This window comes from Kitasatospora sp. NPDC052868, assembly GCF_044547105.1.
Taxonomy (GTDB): domain Bacteria; phylum Actinomycetota; class Actinomycetes; order Streptomycetales; family Streptomycetaceae; genus Kitasatospora.
Genome location: NZ_JBITZW010000005.1, coordinates 372,391 through 392,037 on the forward strand (window position 1 = coordinate 372,391; position 19,647 = coordinate 392,037).

At 74.3% G+C, this 19,647-nt stretch carries 5 protein-coding genes; all 5 read left to right on the plus strand.

Annotated elements, in window-relative coordinates:
• The first annotated feature begins 14 nt into the window (after positions 1 to 14).
• The 5 genes from ACIGZJ_RS12320 to ACIGZJ_RS12340 all read left to right on the plus strand — a co-directional run bounded on the left by ACIGZJ_RS12320 (position 15) and on the right by ACIGZJ_RS12340 (position 19,616).
• On the plus strand, positions 15 to 8,474 hold the full coding sequence (locus ACIGZJ_RS12320; protein WP_396457104.1) for a type I polyketide synthase: 8,460 nt from the start codon (positions 15 to 17) through the stop codon (positions 8,472 to 8,474).
• 126 nt (positions 8,475 to 8,600) lie between these two features.
• Complete coding sequence (locus ACIGZJ_RS12325; protein ID WP_396457105.1) at positions 8,601 to 9,758, plus strand: acyl-CoA dehydrogenase family protein; 1,158 nt, start codon at positions 8,601 to 8,603, stop codon at positions 9,756 to 9,758.
• Positions 9,759 to 9,936: 178 nt separating this feature from the next.
• Positions 9,937 to 10,767, plus strand: a complete 831-nt coding sequence (locus ACIGZJ_RS12330; RefSeq protein WP_396457106.1) for a hypothetical protein — start codon at positions 9,937 to 9,939, stop codon at positions 10,765 to 10,767.
• A gap of 29 nt (positions 10,768 to 10,796) precedes the next feature.
• The gene (locus ACIGZJ_RS12335) at positions 10,797 to 13,958 is read left to right on the plus strand and encodes an amino acid adenylation domain-containing protein (protein ID WP_396457107.1); all 3,162 of its coding nucleotides are present in this window, start codon (positions 10,797 to 10,799) and stop codon (positions 13,956 to 13,958) included.
• 246 nt (positions 13,959 to 14,204) lie between these two features.
• Positions 14,205 to 19,616: an SDR family NAD(P)-dependent oxidoreductase gene (locus ACIGZJ_RS12340; protein ID WP_396457108.1), complete on the plus strand. Its 5,412-nt coding sequence runs from the start codon at positions 14,205 to 14,207 to the stop codon at positions 19,614 to 19,616.
• The last annotated feature ends 31 nt before the right edge of the window (positions 19,617 to 19,647 follow it).

Sequence of the window (19,647 nt, forward strand, 5' to 3'; positions counted from 1 at the left end):
GCTGGATTGGGTGTATGTCCAAGCAACTCGCACACACTGTGAACGAGCCGGTGGCGGTCATCGGCCTCTCCTGCCGGCTGCCGCAGGCACCGGATCCCGCCTCCTTCTGGCAGCTGCTGCGCTCGGGCGGCGACGCCGTCACCGACGCCCCGGCCGGCCGCTGGTCGGATGACGAGGGCCTGCGGACCTCCTACGGACGCGGCGGCTTCCTGGACTCGGTCGACGGGTTCGACGCCGGGTTCTTCGGCATCTCGCCGCGCGAGGCCACGGCGATGGACCCGCACCAGCGGCTCGTCCTGGAGCTCGGCTGGCAGGCCCTGGAGGACGCGGGCATCGCCCCGGACCGCCTGGCCGGCAGCCGCTCGGGTGTCTTCGTCGGCGTCATCACCGACGACTACGCGAGCCTGACCGGTCAGCTCGGGGCGGCCGCCGTCACCCCGCACACCATGACCGGCCTGCACCGCAGCATCATCGCCAACCGGCTCTCCTACGTGCTCGGCCTGCGCGGCCCCAGCCTCACCGTGGACACCGGCCAGTCCTCCTCGCTGGTCTCCGTCCACCTGGCCTGCGAGAGCCTGCGCTCCGGCGAGTCCACCGTGGCCCTGGCCGGCGGCGTCAACCTCAACCTGATCCCGGAGACCACCGAGCGGATCGGCACCTTCGGCGCCCTCTCCCCGGACGGCCGCTGCTACACCTTCGACGCCCGCGCCAACGGCTACGTCCGCGGCGAGGGCGGCGCGGTCGTCGTCCTCAAGCTGCTCTCCCAGGCGATCGCGGACGGCGACCCGATCCGCTGCGTGCTGCTCGGCAGCGCGGTCAACAACGACGGCGGCGGCGCCACCCTCACCGCGCCCCACCAGCAGGCCCAGGAGCAGGTCGTCCGGCTCGCCCACGAGCACGCCGGGATCGCGGCCGGCGACGTCCAGTACGTGGAGCTGCACGGCACCGGCACCCCGGTCGGCGACCCGATCGAGGCGGCCGCGCTCGGCCGCACCGTCGGCGCCGCCGAGGGCCGCGAACTGCCGCTCGTGGTCGGCTCGGTGAAGACCAACGTCGGCCACCTGGAGGGCGCGGCGGGCATCACCGGGCTGCTCAAGGTGCTGCTGAGCGTCCAGCACCGGGAGCTGCCGGGCACCCTCAACCACGAGACGCCCAACCCGGACATCCCGCTGGACGAGCTCAACCTGGAGGTCCGCACCGCCCTCGGCCCCTGGCCGCAGGCCGACCGGCCGCTGCTGGCCGGCGTCTCCGCGTTCGGCATGGGCGGCACCAACTGCCATGTGGTGGTGGGCGAGTGGGACGGCGCCGCGGCGCCCGCCGAGGCCGCCGAGCCGACCGGTCCGGCCCTGCTCACCGAGACCTCCGGCGCTCCCGTGCCGTGGGTGCTGTCCGGCAGCGGCCGCGCCGGGCTGCGCGCCCAGGCGCAGCAGCTGGCGGCCTTCACCGCCGAGCACCCGGAGGCCGACCGGGCCGACCTCGGCCGCTCGCTGGCGCTCACCCGCGCCGCCCTCGACCAGCGGGCCGTGGTCCTCGCCGCCGACCGCGCCGACGGCCTCGCCGGGCTGACCGCCCTGGCCGACCGGCTGCCGGGCGCCAACGTCGTCACCGGCCAGGCCGACATCCCCGGCAGGGTCGCCTTCGTCTTCCCCGGCCAGGGCGCGCAGTGGCAGGGCATGGCCGCCGCGCTGCTGGAGACCTCCCCCGCCTTCGCCGAGCGGCTCGCCGAGTGCGACGCCGCGCTGCGCGCGCACGTCGAGTGGTCCGTGACCGACGTGGTCCGCGGCGGCGAGGACGCCGAGTCGCTGGAGGACGTGGTCGTCGTCCAGTGCGCGCTGTGGGCCGTGATGGTCTCGCTCGCCGCGATGTGGCGGGCGGCGGGCGTGGAGCCGGCCGCCGTGGTCGGCCACAGCCAGGGCGAGATCGCCGCCGCGACCGTGGCCGGCGCGCTCACCGTCCAGGACGGCGCCCGGGTCGTCGCACTGCGCGCCCGCGCCATCAAGGAGCGGCTCTCCGGCCTCGGCGGCATGGTCTCGCTGGCGCTGCCCGCCGAGCAGACCGTCGAGCGGCTCGCCCGCTGGGGCGAGCGGATCTCGCTCGCCTCCGTCAACGGCACCTCCTCCAGCGTGGTCTCCGGCGAGCCCGAGGCCCTGGACGAACTGATCGCCTCCTGCGAGGCGGACGGCGTCCGGGCCCGTAAGGTCGCCGTCGACTACGCCTCGCACGGCGCCCAGGTCGAGATCATCCGCGAGCAGGTCATCGAGGCGCTGACCGGCATCGAGCCGCGCAGCGCCGAGATCCCGTTCTACTCCTCCGTCACCGGCGAGCTGATCGACACCGCCGGCCTGGACGCCGAGTACTGGTACACCAACCTGCGCCAGACCGTCCGCTTCGCCGACACCGTCCGGGCCCTGGTCGCCGACGGCTTCGGCTTCTTCATCGAGTCCAGCGCCCACCCGGTGCTGACCGTCGCCGTGCAGGAGAGCCTGGAGGCCTCCGGCGCCACCGCCGTCGCGCTGGGCACCCTGCGCCGCGGCGAGGGCGGGCCGGACCGCTTCCTCGCCTCGCTGGCCGAGGGCTTCGTGCGCGGCCTGCCGGTGGACTGGGAGGCCGTGTTCGCCCCCCTCGGCGGAGCGCGCGTCGCGCTGCCCGGGTACGCCTTCCAGCGCCAGCGGTACTGGCTGGACACCACCGGCCTGGCCACCCGCCCGGCCCTGCGCACGGCCGCCGCCGCGGACACCGGCGAGGAGCCGGCCGCCGCCTCGGCGCTGCGCCAGGAGCTGGAGCCGCTGGGCGCCGCCGAGCGCGAGGCGGCCTGCCTGCGCCTGGTGCTCGCGCACACCGCCGCCGCGCTCGGCCACCCGTCGCCGGACGCGGTCGAGGCCGACCGGACCTTCAAGGACCTGGGCGTCGACTCGCACCTGTCGGTGCAGATCCGCAACGCGCTCGGCGCCGAGTGCGAACTCCCGCTGCCCACCACCGTCCTGTTCGAGCACCCGACGCCGACGGCCCTGGCGCACCACCTGCACGCGGCCGTGTTCGGTGCCCAGGACGGCGCCGCCCGCTTCGACGGCCCGGTGGCCGCCCCGGACGACGACCCGATCGCGATCGTCGGCATGGCCTGCCGCTTCCCCGGCGGGGTCTCCTCCCCCGCCGAGCTGTGGCGGCTGATCGCCGAGGGCCGGGACGGGATCTCCGGGTTCCCGGAGGACCGCGGCTGGGACCTCGAGGGCCTCTACCACCCCGACCCGGAGCACTCCGGCACCAGCTACGTCACCAAGGGCGGCTTCCTGCACGACGCCGGCCGGTTCGACGCGGGCTTCTTCGGCATCTCGCCGCGCGAGGCCACCGCGACCGACCCGCAGCAGCGCCTGCTGCTGGAGACCTCCTGGGAGGCCTTCGAGCAGGCCGGGATCGACCCGGCGGCGCTGCGCGGCTCGCGCACCGGCGTCTTCGCCGGCGTCATGGCACCGGACTACGGCCCGCGCCTGCACGAGGCGCCCGAGGGTGCCGAGGGCTACCTGCTGACCGGGATGGCCGGCAGCGTGGTCTCCGGCCGGATCGCGTACTCCTTCGGCTTCGAGGGCCCGGCGGTCACCATCGACACCGCCTGCTCCTCCTCGCTGGTCGCGATGCACCTGGCGGGCCAGGCCCTGCGGCTCGGCGAGTGCGACCTCGCGCTGGCCGGCGGTGTGACCGTGATGGCCACCCCCGGCATGTTCCTGGAGTTCAGCCGGCAGCGCGGGCTGGCCGCCGACGGGCTCTGCAAGTCCTTCTCCTCCTCGGCGGACGGCACGTCCTGGGGCGAGGGCGTCGGCGTGCTGGTGCTGGAGCGGCTGTCCAAGGCGAAGGCCAACGGCCACCGGGTGCTGGCCGTGCTGCGCGGCTCGGCCGTCAACCAGGACGGCGCCAGCAACGGCCTGACCGCCCCCAACGGCCTCTCCCAGGAGCGGGTGATCCGCCAGGCGCTCGCTCAGGCCGGACTGTCCGCCGCCGAGGTGGACGCCGTCGAGGCGCACGGCACCGGCACCTCGCTCGGCGACCCGATCGAGGCCCGCGCGATCCTGGCGACCTACGGCCAGGACCGCGAGGAGCCGCTCTGGCTGGGCTCGTTGAAGTCCAACATCGGCCACGCCCAGGCGGCGGCGGGCGTCGGCGGCGTGATCAAGATGGTCATGGCGATGCGCCACGGCGTGCTGCCGAAGACCCTCAACGTGGCCGAGCCGACCCCGCACGTGGACTGGACGGCGGGCGCCGTCGAGCTGCTCACCGAGGAGCGGGAGTGGCCGCAGGACGGCCGTCCGCGCCGGGCCGGCATCTCCTCCTTCGGGATCAGCGGCACCAACGCGCACGTCATCATCGAGCAGGCCGAGCCGGCCGAGGAGACGGCCCCCGTCGAGGCGGCCGGTCCGCTGCCGTGGGTGGTCTCCGCCCGCACCGCGGACGGGCTGCGCGCCCAGGCCGCCCGGCTCGCCGGGTTCGCGGCCGAGCACCCCGAGACCTCGCCCGCCGCGATCGCCGCGGCGCTGGTGGACTCCCGGGCGCGGTTCGACCAGCGGGCCGTGGTGGTCGGCGCCGGCCGTGACGAACTCCTCGCCGGGCTGGCCGCGTTGGCCGCGGACGGCGCGGCGTCGGGGCTGGTCCAGGGCACCGCGGCGAACGCGCCGAAGGTGGCCGCACTGTTCACCGGCCAGGGTGCCCAGCGGGCGGGTATGGGCCGGGAGTTGTACGAGCGCTTCCCGGTCTTCGCCGAGGCCTTCGACGCCGCCTGCACCGAACTGGACGGGCACCTCGGGCGTTCGCTGCGTGATCTGTGCTTCGAGTCCGAGGAGTTGGACCAGACCGGCTACACCCAGCCCGCACTGTTCGCCTTCGAGGTCGCCGCCTACCGCCTGCTGGAGGCCTTCGGCGTCCGCCCGGAGATCCTGGTCGGCCACTCCATCGGCGAGATCGCCGCCGCCCACGTCGCCGGGGTCTTCGACCTCGCCGACGCCGCCAAGCTCGTCGCCGCCCGCGGCCGGCTGATGCAGGCCCTGCCCGCCGGCGGCGCCATGATCGCCGTCCAGGCCGGCGAGGCGGACGTACTCCCGCTGCTGCTCGGCTACGAGGACACGGCGTCGATCGCCGCCCTCAACGGCCCGAACGCCACGGTGATCTCGGGTGACGACGAGGCCGTCACCGCGATCGCCGAGGAACTCGCCGCCGAGGGCCGCAAGACCCAGCGCCTGCGGGTCAGCCACGCCTTCCACTCCCCGCTGATGGACCCGATGCTCGCCGACTTCCGCAAGGTCGCCGAGCAGATCGCCTACAGCGAGCCCGTGATCCAGGTGGTCTCCAACGTCACCGGCACCCTCGCCGAGGCCGGACAGCTCACCAACCCCGAGTACTGGGTCCAGCACGTCCGCGACGCCGTCCGCTTCACCGACGGCATCACCGCCGCCGTCACCGCCGGCGCCCGCCTGCTGGTCGAGACCGGCCCGGACGGCGTGCTCGCCGCGATGTCCCGGCAGATCCTGGCCGACGAGCAGCCCGAGGTCACCGCCGTCCCGCTGGCCCGCAAGGGCCGTACCGAGACCCAGACCGCCACCGAGGCGCTGGCCGGCCTGTGGACGCACGGCGTCAAGGTCGACTGGGCGCCGGTCCTCCCCGCCGGGACGGGCCCGGTGGAGCTGCCGACCTACGCCTTCGACCGCCAGCAGTACTGGCTGACCGCCCCCGCGGCCACCACGGCCGACGTCGGAACGGCCGGACTGGCCGCCGTCGAGCACCCGCTGCTCGGGGCCGTCACCGAACTCGCCGGCACCGAGCAGTTCGTCCTCTCCGGCCGGCTCTCGCTCGCCACCCACGCCTGGCTCGCCGACCACCAGGTCCACGGCAACGTCATCGTGCCCGGCACCGCCTTCGTCGAGATGGCGCTGCAGGCCGCCCACCGGGCCGGCTGCACCCGCGTCGAGGAACTCACCCTGCAGGCGCCGCTGGTGCTCACCGAGCAGGGCGCCCGGCAGATCCAGCTGGTCGTGGCGGAGCCGGGCGAGGACGGCCTGCGGGACGTCAAGGTGTACTCGCGGGCCGAGGACGCCGCACTCGGCGCCTGGACCCTGCACGCCGCGGGCCGCCTGTCCGACACCGGCGCCACCCCCGCGCCGGACGACCGGGCCTGGCCGCCGGCCGGCGCCCGGCCGGCCGCGCTGGACGAGGCCTACCCGCTGCTCGCCGACCGGGGCTACGGCTACGGCCCGGTGTTCCAGGGCCTGCGGGCCGCCTGGCGCGCGGGCGACACCGTGTACGCCGAGATCGAGCTGCCCGAGCAGGCGCACTCCGAAGCCGCGCGCTTCGGCCTGCACCCGGCGCTGTTCGACGCCGCGCTGCACATGGTCCTGCAGCCGGACCAGGCCGACAGCGCGGACCAGCCGGCCCTGCTGCCGTTCTCCTGGTCCGGGATCGAGTTGCACGCCGCGGCCGCCACCGCCGTCCGGGTGCGGATCACCGCCAGGAGCGCCCAGGAGGTCGCCCTCCACCTCACGGACGCCTCGGGCGCCCCGGTCCTCTCGGTGGACTCGCTCGACCTGCGGCCCGTCTCGGTGGAGCAGCTGACCGCCGCCGTCACCGGCGCCTCGGCGGGCTCGCTGCTCGCCCTGGACTGGACGGAGGTGCCCGTCCCGGCCGCCGACGACCGGCTGCGGCTCGCCGCCCTGGGCGCGGACGGCCTGCCGCCCGCGATCGACGCGCACGCCGACCTCGCCGCGCTGCGCTCGGCCGCCGCCGTCCCGGACGTGGTGTTCACCCTGGTCCAGGCCGCTCCCGGCGCCGACACCGCCGAGCGTGCCCGGCTGACCGCGCACCGCACCCTGGAGCTGGTCCAGCAGTGGCTGGCCGAGGAGAAGTGGGCGAACGGCCGCCTGGTGCTCGTCACCCGGGGCGCCGTCGCCACCGACAGCCCGGACCTGGCGCTCGCCCCGGTCTGGGGCCTGGTCCGCGCCGCGCAGGCCGAGCACCCGGGCCGCCTCGTGCTGGCCGACGTCGACGACACCCCCGAGAGCCTGCGGGCCCTCGTGGCGGCCGTCGCCGCCGACGAGCCTGAGCTCGCCGTCCGCGCGGGCCGGCTGCTCGCACCGCGACTGGCCCCGGCCACCGCCACCGGCGGCCCGGCACCGGTCTGGGACCCGACCGGCACGGTGCTGGTCACCGGCGGCACCGGCGGCCTCGGCGCACTCGTCGCCCGCCGGCTGGTGACCGTGCACGGCGTCCGGCACCTGCTGCTGGTCAGCCGCCGCGGCGCCGAGGCGCAGGGGGCCGAGAAGCTGGCCGCCGAGCTGGCCGAGCTCGGCGCCGACGCCGTCCTCGCCGCCTGCGACGTCGCCGACCGCGGGGCACTGGCCGACCTGCTGGCCACCGTCCCCGCCGAGCACCCGCTCACCGCCGTCGTCCACCTGGCCGGCGTGCTGGAGGACGGGCCGGTCACCGCGATGACCACCAACCGGCTCGACCGGGTCTTCCGGCCGAAGGTGGACGCCGCCTGGCACCTGCACGAGCTCACCCGCGAGCTGCCGCTCACCGCGTTCGTCACCTACTCCTCGATCGCCGGCACCATGGGCACCGCGGGCCAGGCCAACTACGCGGCGGCCAACGTCTTCCTGGACGCGCTGGCGGAGCACCGCCGGGCCGAGGGCCGGCCGGCCGTCTCGCTGGCCTGGGGCCTGTGGGAGCTGGACCACGGCATGGGCGGCACGCTCGGCCAGGCCGACCTGGCCCGGTTCCGCCGGATCGGCATCGCCCCGCTGACCGAGAACGAGGGGATGCCGCTGTTCGACCTGGCGCTCGGCCTCGACCGCGCCGTGGTGGTGCCCGCCCGGCTCGACCTGACCGCACTGCAGCGGCAGGACGAGGTGCCCGCGCTGTTCCGCCGCATGGTGCGGACCCGCCCGCGGCAGGTGGCGCAGAGCGCGGCCCCCGCCCAGCCCGCGCTGTCCTCCTTCGCGGTGAAGCTCAGCGTGCTCCCGGTCGAGGAGCAGGAGAGCCGACTGCTGGAGATCATCCGGGACACCATCGCGGTGGTGCTCGACTACCCGTCCGCCGACGACGTCGACACCGACTACACCTTCAAGGAGCTCGGCTTCGACTCGCTGAGCGGCGTGGAGTTCCGCAACCAGCTCAACAAGGCCGTCGGCGTGCAGGTCCCGACCACCGTGGTGTTCGACTACCCGACGCCCGGCGCGCTCTCCGGCCACGTGCGCAACCTGCTCCTCCCCGAGGACGAGGAGGCGGCGGAGCCCGAGCAGACCGACGAGGACGTGCGCCGGATGCTGGCCGCCATCCCCGTCCAGGAGCTCCGCGACTCCGGCCTGCTGGAGGGCCTGCTGCGGCTCGCCGACGGCGGGGCGGCCGCGGAGGCCGAGGACGCCCCCTCGGACCAGGACATCGACAGCATGCTGGTCGACGACCTCATCCAGCTGGCGCTGCAGGCGGACGGGCAGTGACCCGGACGGGCAGGACACCGGCCCGCGGGGTGCCGACAGGCCCCGCACCGGTGCGTACGGCGGAGACCCGCGCGGTGGTGACCGGCACGGCAGTGACCGGCTCCGAAGAGAAGGAGAAGTGAATTGGTGGCGCCCGAAATCCAGAAGGCCGTCCGCGGCTTTGTCGCCCAGGAGCTGAAGGGCCGGCACGCCGAGCTCGATTCCCTGGCCGAGGCCCCGCTTCCGCTGTACGACCGGTTCCGGGAGACCGGGCTCGCCAACTGGTGGCTGCCGAAGGAGAGCGGCGGGCAGGGGCTGACCCTGTCCGACAGCGTGGATATCGTCAATGAACTCGCCTACGGCGACGCGGGTGCGGCGTTCACGCTGTTCATTTCGGTCCTCGGCACGAGCATGGTCTCGCTGTACGGGTCGGAGGAGCTGAAGGAGCGCTATCTCGCACCGATGGCCGAGCGCGGCGCGTACTGCGCGACGCTCGGCAGCGAGCGCAATGCGGGCAGCGAACTCGGCCGGATCGAGACGGTCGCCGCCCGCAGCGGAGATGAACTCGTGCTGAACGGCGAGAAGTACTTCTCGACCAACGCGGGATTCGCCGATTTCCTGCTGGTCGTCGCCGCGTCCGCCGAGGACCCGGGCGACCACCTGGCCGTCCTGGTGCCCCGGGACACCCCCGGGGTGAGCATCGTCCGCCGCTGGGACGTCATCGGGCTGCGCTCCTCCGCCACCTACGAGGTGCACTTCGAGGACTGCCGCGTCCCGGCCGGGAACCGGCTGAACGGCAACGGCCTGCGGCTGCTGGAGATCGGCCTCAACGCCAGCCGCACGCTGATCGCCACCACCGCGCTCGGCACCGCCCGGCGGATCCGCGACCTGTGCATGGAGTACGCCAAGACCAAGCGCCTGCGCGACGCCCCGCTGGTCGACAGCCCGGTGTTCGCCGCCAAGCTGGGCCAGATGGAGATGCAGATCGACGTCATGAAGAGCCAGTGCCGGCAGGCGGCGCGGGACTACGACGCGATCATGGAGAGCCCGGACCCGGCCACCGCGTTCGCCAAGCAGGGGACGCTGAAGTCGGCGCTGACCGCCAAGATGTTCTGCGGCCAGGCCGGCTGGGACGTCGCGACCGTCGGCTCGGAGATGTTCGGCGGACTCGGCTACACCAACGAGCACCCGATCGGGAAGCTGGTGCGGGACATGCGCTACGTCTCGATCGTCGAGGGCGGCGACGACGTCCTGCGCGACCTCGTGTTCAGCCGCTATGTGATCCCGATTCCGCGCCGCTCGTAACACACGTCACAACCCCAGGGGGCCCCGGGACACCGGGGCCCCCTTTTCGCCGTACCCGGGCCTCCCCCGGACCCCCCACCTCCGCGTTTAGGGGGCCTTAGGGGGTGTGGCCGGATAACCGGGATGACTAACTTCGCTAGCGACCGCCTGATCGTGGGATTACATCCAAGGGGAATCAATGAGCGACCCGACGACCAGCTGGACGAAAATCACCGAGGGGGAGACCGGCCAGGTCATTCTCACGGTCGACTTTCCGGCCACCGGCCGCCTTCAGGCGGATTTCTCCGAACTCGCCGCGCGGCTGACCGGCGGCCACGCCTTCTGGCGCACCGTCGTCGCCCCCACCCCGCTGACCGGGGTGGACAGCCAGGAGTACATCCGGCCGTGGCTGGACGAGGTGAAGGCCAGCGGCCTGACCGTCCGCGCCGTGATGGGCTTCTGCGTCGGCAGCGTGCACGCCGCCCTGCTCGCCGAGCGGATCGCCGAGTGGCAGGACCCGGCGCCCGAGGTCGTCCTGTTCGACCCCGAGCTGGTCAACACGGGCACCGTGTACTGGCAGTTCGCGATGGTCGTGGAGAGCCTGAGCCAGGTCCTCAACGCCGAGGAGGCCGAGGACCTGCGCGAGGCCGGCAAGCTGGCCTTCGAGGAGATCCAGGACCCGACCGAGCTGGCCCGGGCCCTGGTCGAGCGGTTCCGCGACGCGATCGCCATCGCCTGCGAGCGCACCGGGCTCGGCGAGGAGTTCGTCGAGGAGCTGGTCGAGATGTTCGGCGCCTTCATGGCCTACCTGGCGATCGCCGACCAGGCCGACCCGCTGCCGCTCTGGGCCGGCGCCACCGCCGTCTCCTCCTCCAGCGCGGAGAACGGCCTCAGCCGGGTCCGCAACGAGATCCTGCGGCGCGAGGGCAAGTACGTCGCCGAGGAGCTGGTCTTCCCCGGCATCGTCCACGCCGACCTGCTGCGCAACGACGACGTCGCCAAGGCCGTCGACGAACTGCTCGCCAAGTAGGGGCCCCCGAGAGGATCGGAAGCACGGAGATGCAGCACACCCACGGGGCAGCCGCCGACACCCTGCCCGCCACGAGCAAAGAACGGTCCCTCTGGCTGCTGGAGGACCTCGTCCCCGGCGCCGGGGTGAACAACCTGACCTTCACGTTCCAGGCCGACGGCCCGCTCAACGGCGAGGCCCTGCGGCAGGCACTGGACTCCCTGGTCCGCCGCCACGAGGTGCTCCGTACCGTCTTCCGCTCCGAGGGGGCGGACGGCTCCGGCCTCCAGCGGTGGACCGTGCCGGCCGACCGCGCCGAGGTCCCGCTGGAGACCGTCCGGCCCGCGCCCGAGGCCGACGTCCTCGCCGAGCTGACCGCCTTCACCGGCACCCCGTTCCGGGCCGACGGCAGCAGCCTGCTGCGCGCCCGGCACGTCGAACTGCCCGGCGGCGGAAGCCCGGTGGGCGACCAGTCGGAGGGCGAGCCGGCCACCGGAGACGTCTTCTGCCTGGTGCTGCACCACAGCGTCTACGACGGCATGTCCACCGGCATCGTGGTGGAGGAGTTCTGCGCCCTCTACGACGCCTTCGACACCGGCGCCCCGGTGCCCGACGCGCTGACCGCCGAGGTGCCGCGCTGGACGGAGCCCCAGCCGTCCGAGCGCAGCCGGGACTTCTGGCAGAAGCAGGTCGACGGCCTGGACGTCTCCGGGCTGAACCTGGGCAACGACAAGCCGCTGCCCGCCAAGACCACCCTGGTCGGCGACTGGGTCACCCGCAAGCTCTCCCCGGAGGCCGCGGCCGTCGCCAAGCGGCTCCAGCGCGAGCTGCGCGCCCCCGAGGTGGTCATCCTGCTCGCCGCCTACTACGCGCTGCTCGCGGCGCACGGCGCCGGGCCGGACATCACCGTCGGCTCCCCGATCAGCGTCCGCGGCCGGGAGCAGCAGAAGGCCGTCGGCTACCACATCAACGTGCTGACGCTGCGTCAGCAGGTCGAGCCGGAGAAAACCTTCCGCGAGCTGGTGACCGGTCTGCGGCGCACCTTCCTGGACTCCGTCGGACACGCCGGCTTCCCGGTGGACGAGCTGCTGGAGATCGTGCCCCGGGTCGACGCCTCCTGGCGCAACTCGCTGTTCCGGCACGTCTTCAACTTCGTGCCGCAGAGCGACCCGCGCTTCGGCATCGGCGGCGGCAAGGCCCGGCTGCTGACCGTCGAGAACGGCTACAGCAAGTTCGACCTGGAGTTCTTCGTCACCGAGCTGGGCGACTCGCTCCAGATCCGGGCCGCGTTCTACCAGGACGCGTACGACCGCGAGGACGTCGCCCTGATGATCGAGCGCTACGAGGCGCTGCTGCTCGCGGTGGGCGAGGACGCCGACCGCGCGGTGGGCGACCTGTCTGCCTGGTCGGCCCGCGACCACGCGGTCATCGACGGCGCCAACGCCACCGAGCGGCCGCTGGCCTACGCGTCGGTGCTGCAGGCCGTCGCCGAGCGGGCCCAGGCGGACCCGGCGGCGGTGGCGGTCGAGGAGGCCGGCCGCGAGATCGGCTACGGCGAGCTGTGGCGGGCCGCGCAGGCCGTCGCCGCGCGGCTGCGCGAGGCGGGCACCGAGCCCGGCTCGGTGGTCGCCCTGCTCTCCCGGCGCAGCGCGGCGCTCGCCTCGGCGGTGCTCGGCGTCTGGCTGGCCGAGGGCGTCTACCTGCCGCTCGACCCGGACCACCCGAGCCAGCGCATCGTCTACCAGCTGGACGACGCGCAGGCCCGGTTCGTGCTGGCGGACCCGGACGTCGAGGTGCCCGAGGGCGACCGCACGGTGCTGCGGCTCGGCGCCCCCGAGGACGCGGCTGCGGAGGACGCGGCCGACGGCTTCGCGGTGCCCGAGGTGGACCCGCAGTCCTGCGCCTACCTGATCTACACCTCCGGTTCCACCGGCCGCCCCAAGGGCACGAAGATCAGCCACCGGAACCTGGTCAACCTGGTCGCCCACTTCGTCGACGAGCTGGACTGCTCGGCGCGCACGGCGGCGCTCTGGATGACCACCTTCAGCTTCGACATCTCCGCCCTGGAGCTGCTCGTCCCGCTGGCCTGCGGCGGCCGCGTGGTGGTCGCCCCGGACGACGCCCGGGTCGACGGCGGACGCCTGCTGGAGGTCCTGGACCGGCACGCCATCGACATCGTCCAGGCCACCCCGACCACCTGGCGGCTGGTCGTCCAGGAGGCCGGCGCCCGGCTGGAGGGCCGCCGGGTGCTGTCCGGCGGCGAGCCGCTGCCGCCCGCTCTGGCCCGCCAGCTACTCGCCACCGGCGGGGAGCTGCGCAACGTCTACGGTCCGACGGAGACGACCATCTGGTCGGCCTCCGGCCTGATCGCGGACCTGGACGAGGGCCGGCTGCACGTCGGCGGCCCGATCGCCAACACCCAGATCTTCGTGGCCGACCCCCGTGGTCGCGAAGTCCCCGTCGGCCTCCGCGGTGAGTTGTGCATCGCGGGGGCCGGTGTGGGGATCGGCTACCACGACCGCCCCGAGCTGACCGCCGAGCGGTTCGCCGACCACCCCCGGTACGGCACCCACTACCGCACCGGCGACGTCGCCCGCTGGCTGCCCGACGGCACGCTGGAGGTGCTCGGCCGGATGGACCGCCAGGTCAAGCTGCGCGGCAACCGGATCGAGCTCAGCGAGGTCGAGTCGGTGCTGCTGGAGCACGCCGAGGTCGGCGCGGCCGCCGTCGTCCTGGTCGGCGACCCGACCACCGACGGCGCCCTGGTCGCCTTCGTGGTGGCGCCCGACGACCCGCGCGTGGTCGAGGAGCTGTGGAGCCACAGCCGCGCCCTGCTGCAGGGCGCCGCCGTGCCGCAGGACTTCATCGTGGTCGACGCCTTCCCGATGACGGGCAACGACAAGGTGAACTACCCCGAGCTGACCAGGACGGCCGAGGAGCGCCGCGCCCAGCAGGAGGGCGGCGCCGCGGTCGTGGCCACCACCGGCGACCCGGTCGTCGACGAGCTGACCGGGATGTGGCGCGAACTGCTCGACGTGCCCGGTCTCAACGCCGACTCGCACTTCTTCACCAGCGGCGGCCACTCGCTGCTGGGGGCCCAGCTCATCCAGAAGATCAGCCGGCAGATCGGCGTCCGGCTGAAGCTGGCGGACCTCTTCGCCAACCCGACCCCACGCGGGCTGGCGGAGCAGGTCAAGGCGCGGCAGGGCTGACCGGCCGCTGTCGTGGACGCTGTCCAGCCCGCCGTGACCCCATGGACGGCGGGCTGGGCAGCCCCTCTTCTTTTGTCTTGCCGTTGCCGGTGCCTTTCGTCTTGCCGCTTGCCGTCCTGCGCTTGCCGTCTTGATGCGTGCCGTTCTTGATGCCTTTCCGTTTGTGACGCCTTTCCGTCCGTTCTTTCCGGCGGACTCTTTCCGAACTTTCCCCGATCTCGGTGACGCGAGGAGCGTGTAGCAGAGATGGCTGCCAACGACACCAAGCTGATCGATGCGTTGCGCGCGTCGTTGAAGGAGACCGAACGGCTGCGTGAGCAGAACCGGCAGTTGGCCTCGGCCACCCGGGAGCCGATCGCGATCGTGGGAATGGCCTGCCGGTTCCCCGGCGGGGTGAAGTCCCCCGAGGACCTGTGGCGGCTGGTCTCCGACGGACGGGACGTCATCGGGGAGTTCCCGCAGGACCGCGGCTGGGACCTGGACAACCTCTTCGACGACGACCCCGACCACTACGGCACCAGCTACAGCCGCAGCGGCGGGTTCTTCTACGAGGCCGGACAGTTCGACGCGGGCTTCTTCGGCATCTCGCCGCGCGAGGCGGTCGTGGTCGACCCCCAGCAGCGGCTGCTGCTGGAGGTGTCCTGGGAGGCCCTGGAGCGGGCCGGCCTCGACCCGTCCGGGCTGCGCGGCAGCCGGACGGGCGTGTTCACCGGCCTGATGACCCACAACTACGCCACGCCGCTGAGCGCCGTCCCCGGCGACCTGGAGGGCATGGCGAGCACCGGCAAGGCGGCCAGCGTGGCCTCCGGCCGGGTCTCCTACGAGCTGGGCCTGGAGGGTCCGGCGGTCACCGTGGACACCGCCTGCTCCTCCTCGCTGGTCGCGATGCACCAGGCCGCGCAGGCGCTGCGGCTCGGCGAGTGCGAGCTCGCACTGGTCGGCGGCGCGGCCGTGATGGCCAACCCGGCGATGTTCGTGGAGTTCAGCCGGCAGCGCGGGCTGGCGCCCGACGGCCGCTGCAAGTCCTTCTCCTCCACCGCCGACGGCACCTCCTGGGGCGAGGGCGCCGGTGTGCTGGTGCTGGAGCGGCTGTCCGTGGCCCGGGCCAACGGCCACCGGGTGCTGGCCGTGCTGCGCGGCTCGGCGATCAACCAGGACGGCGCCAGCAACGGCCTGACCGCCCCCAACGGCCCCTCGCAGGAGCGGGTGATCCGCCAGGCGCTGGAGCAGGCCGGGCTGGCCGCCGCCGACGTCGACGCGGTGGACGCGCACGGCACCGGCACCTCGCTCGGCGACCCGATCGAGGCGCAGGCCCTGATCGCCGCCTACGGCCGCCAGCGCGAGGCCGACAAGCCGCTCTGGCTGGGCTCGCTGAAGTCCAACATCGGGCACACCCAGGCCGCGGCCGGCGTCGCCAGCGTGATCAAGATGGTCATGGCGATGCAGGAGGGCGTGCTGCCGCAGACCCTGCACGTGGCCGAGCCGACCCCCTACGTCGACTGGTCCTCCGGCGCGGTGCGGCTGCTCACCGAGAACCGCGCGTGGCCGGCCGACGCCGAGCGTCCGCGCCGGGCGGGCGTGTCCTCGTTCGGGATCAGCGGTACCAACGCGCACGTCATCATCGAGCAGGCGCAGGCCGAGGAGACGGCCACGGTCGAGGTGGCCGGTCCGGTGCCGTGGCTGGTGTCCGCGGCGACCGCGACGGCGCTGCGCGCCCAGGCCGCCCGACTGGGCGAACTGCTCTCCTCCGACACGGACTTCAGCCTCGGCGGGGCCGCGAAGACGCTGCACTCGCGGGCCGGCCTCGAACACCGGGCCGTGGTCGTCGGCGCCGACCGTGACGAACTGGCCGCCGGGCTGGCCGCGTTGGCCGAGGGCGGCGCGGCCGCCGGGCTGGCGCAGGGCGCGGCCGCCGGATCGTCCAAGGTGGGCGTGCTGTTCACCGGTCAGGGTGCCCAGCGCACCGGCATGGGCCGGGAGTTGTACGAGCGCTTCCCGGTGTTCGCCGAGACCTTCGACGCCGCGTGCGAAGAGTTGGACCAGCACCTCGGGCGTTCGCTGCGCGATCTGTGCTTCGAGTCCGAGGAGTTGGACCAGACGGGCTTCACCCAGCCCGCGCTGTTCGCCTTCGAGGTCGCCACGTACCGGCTGCTGGAGGCCTTCGGGGTCCGCCCGGAGGTCCTGGTCGGCCACTCCATCGGTGAGATCGCCGCCGCCCACGTCGCCGGGGTCTTCGACCTCGCCGACGCCGCCAAGCTCGTCGCCGCCCGCGGCCGGCTGATGCAGGCCCTGCCCGCCGGCGGCGCCATGATCGCCGTCCAGGCGACCGAGGCCGAGGTCCTCCCGCTGCTCGCCGGGCACGAGGCCAAGGCCTCCATCGCCGCCCTCAACGGACCCAACGCCACCGTGATCTCGGGCGACGACGAGACCGTCACCGCCATCGCCGAGCAGCTCGCTGCCGAGGGCCGCAAGACCCAGCGCCTGCGGGTCAGCCACGCCTTCCACTCCCCGCTGATGGACCCGATGCTCGCCGACTTCCGCAAGGTCGCCGAGCAGATCGCCTACAGCGAGCCGACGATCGCGCTGGTCTCCAACGTCACCGGCACCCTCGCCGAGGCCGGGCAGCTGACCGACCCGGAGTACTGGGTCCAGCACGTCCGCGACGCCGTCCGCTTCACCGACGGCATCACCGCCGCCGTCACCGCCGGCGCCCGGGTGCTGGTCGAGACCGGCCCCGACGCCGTGCTGACCGCGATGGCCCGGCAGATCCTGGCCGACGACGAGCGCATCAGTGCCTTCGCCGCCGCCCGCCGCAAGCAGGACGAGCCGGGCACCCTGGTGACCGCCCTCGGCGGCCTGTGGGCCCGCGGCGTCAAGATCGACTGGTCCTCGCTGCTCCCCGAGCAGGCCGCCCTGGTGGACCTCCCCACCTACGCCTTCGAGCACCAGCACTACTGGATCCAGGGCCAGGCGCCCGCCGGCGACCTCGCCACCGTCGGCCTCGGCACCGTCGAGCACCCGCTGCTCGGCGCCGCCACCGAGGTCGCCACCGCGGACCAGCTGGTCCTCTCCGGCCGGCTCTCGCTCGCCACCCACGCCTGGCTCGCCGACCACACCGTGCACGGCACGACCATCCTGCCCGGCACCGCCTTCATCGAGCTGGCCCTCCAGGCCGCCCACCGCACCGCCACCCCGCACCTGCGCGAGCTCACCCTGCGGGCGCCGCTGGCGCTCGCCGAGGACGAGGCCGTCCAGCTCCAGGTCGTGGTGGAGGAGCCCGCCGAGGACGGCACCCGGGCCGTCAGCGTGTTCTCCCGCCCGCAGGACGGCGGCTGGACCCTGCACGCCACCGGTCAGCTCGCCGCGGACGCCGCGGCGCCCGCGCCCGCCCCGCAGGCCTGGCCGCCGCACGGCGCCGAGCCCGTCGAGCTGGGCGACGCCTACGGCACGCTCGCCGACCAGGGCTACGACTACGGTCCGGCGTTCCAGGGCCTGCGGGCCCTGTGGCGCGCGGGCGACGAGGTGTACGCCGAGGTCGGGCTGCCCGAGGAGTACCGCGGCGACGCCGAGCGGTTCGGCGTCCACCCGGCCCTGCTCGACGCCGCGCTGCACTCGATCCTGCTGAGCCGCCCGGCCGACGCCACCGAGACCCTGCTGCCGTTCAGCTGGTCCGAGGTGGCCCTGCACGCCTCCGCCGCCACCGCCCTGCGGGTGCGGATCACCACCAAGGGCGCGCAGGAGGTAGCCCTGCACCTCGCGGACGCCACCGGCGCCCCCGTCCTCACCGTGGACTCCCTCGGTCTGCGGCCGGTCTCGGCCGAGCAGCTCGCGGCCGCCGGCCGGGCGTCCGACGTGCTGTTCGGCGTCGAGTGGTCGGGCGTCCCCGTCGCGGAGGACGCCGTCGACGACCTGGCGGTGTTCGGTACCGGCCTGGACGCCCTGACCCGCGCGGAGCGGTACACCGACTGGGACGAGCTCTCCGACGGCTTCGCGCCGTACGTCCTGGCCGAGGTCACCGCGGACGCCGGGGCCGACGCCCCCGCCCGGATGCGCAGCGCCTCCTACCGGGCGCTGGAGCTGGTCCAGGGCTTCCTGGCCCAGGAGAAGCTCGCCGACTCCCGACTGGTGATCGTCACCCGGGGCGCCGCGGCCACCGACACCCCCGACCTGGCGCTCGCGCCGGTCTGGGGCCTGGTCCGCGCCGCGCAGGCCGAGCACCCCGGCCGGTTCGTGCTGGCCGACCTCGACGACACCGCGGAGAGCCTGACCGCCCTGACCCGGGCGATCGCCGGCGACGAGCCCGAACTCGCCTTCCGGGCCGGCGCGGTGAGCGCTCCGCGGCTCACCCGGACCGCGGCCGCGCCGGACACCGCCGCGGCGCTCGACGCCGAGGGCACCGTCCTGATCACCGGCGGCACCGGCGGCCTCGGCGCCGTCGTCGCCCGCCACCTGATCGCCGCCCACGGCGTCCGCCACCTGCTGCTGGTCAGCCGCCGCGGCGCCGAGGCCCCCGGCGCGGCCGAACTTCGCGCCGAACTCGCCGAGTCGGGCGCCGAGGTGACGATCGCCGGATGCGACGTCGCGGACCGCGAGGCGCTGGCCGCCCTGCTGGCCGCCGTCCCCGCCGAACACCCGCTCACCGCCGTCGTCCACGCCGCCGGCGTACTGAACGACGGCCTGGTGGAGGGCATCTCGACCGACAGCCTGGACGGGGTCTACCGCCCCAAGTCCGACGCGGCCTGGCACCTGCACGAGCTCACCCGCGAGCTCCCGCTGGCCGCGTTCGTGGTCTTCTCCTCGCTGGCCGGCTCCTGGGGCAACGCCGGGCAGGCCAACTACGGCGCCGCCAACGCCTTCCTGGACGCCCTCGCCGCCCACCGCCGGGCGGCCGGCCTGCCCGCCACCGCCCTCGCCTACGGGCTGTGGACGGCCGGCGGCATGGCCGAGGAGCTCGGCGCCGCCAACCTGCGACGCCTGGGCAGCACCGGCGTCCTGCCGCTCTCCGACGCACAGGGCCTGAGCGCCTTCGACACCGCCCTCGGCACCGACCGGCACCACGTCATCCCCGCCCGCCTCGACCTGAAGGCCCTCGGCCAGCAGGACACCGTCCGCCCGCTGCTGCGCCGCCTGGTCACCACCCAGACCCGCCGCGCCGCCGCCGCACAGACCGCCGGCGGCGGCCTCGCCGAGCGCCTGACCGGGCTGGACGCCACCGCCCAGCAGGAGCTCCTGCTGGACGTGGTGCGCCGACAGGCCGCCACCGTCCTGGGCTTCACCGGCCCCGAGGCGGTCAACCCCGACCGGCTCTTCCAGGACCTCGGCTTCGACTCCCTGACCGCCCTCGAGCTGCGCAACCAGCTCAACCGCGCGACCGGGCTCCGCCTGCCGGCCACGCTCGTCTTCGACTACCCCACCCCCCACGCCCTGACCGACCACCTCCGGACCGAACTGGCCCCGGCGGAGGCCCCCAACCCGCTGCTGGCGGACCTCGACCGCTTCGAGGCGGCGCTGGCCCAGCTGGACCCGGACGACGAACTCCGCCAGGAAGTCGTCGGCCGACTGCGCGAGTTGGCGCGGTCGACGGCGGACTCCGAGCTGACCGAGGCCTCCGAGGACGACCTCCTCGCGGCGCTCGAAAACGAACTCAAGACCTTCTGACCTCCGGACAACTGAGCAAGGGCTAGGGGAC

Coding starts and splice junctions, on each gene's coding strand:
- ACIGZJ_RS12335 (WP_396457107.1), top strand. CDS start 10,797: ATGCAGCACACCCACGGGGCAGCCGCCGACACCCTGCCCGCCACGAGC.
- ACIGZJ_RS12340 (WP_396457108.1), top strand. CDS start 14,205: ATGGCTGCCAACGACACCAAGCTGATCGATGCGTTGCGCGCGTCGTTG.
- ACIGZJ_RS12330 (WP_396457106.1), top strand. CDS start 9,937: ATGAGCGACCCGACGACCAGCTGGACGAAAATCACCGAGGGGGAGACC.
- ACIGZJ_RS12320 (WP_396457104.1), top strand. CDS start 15: ATGTCCAAGCAACTCGCACACACTGTGAACGAGCCGGTGGCGGTCATC.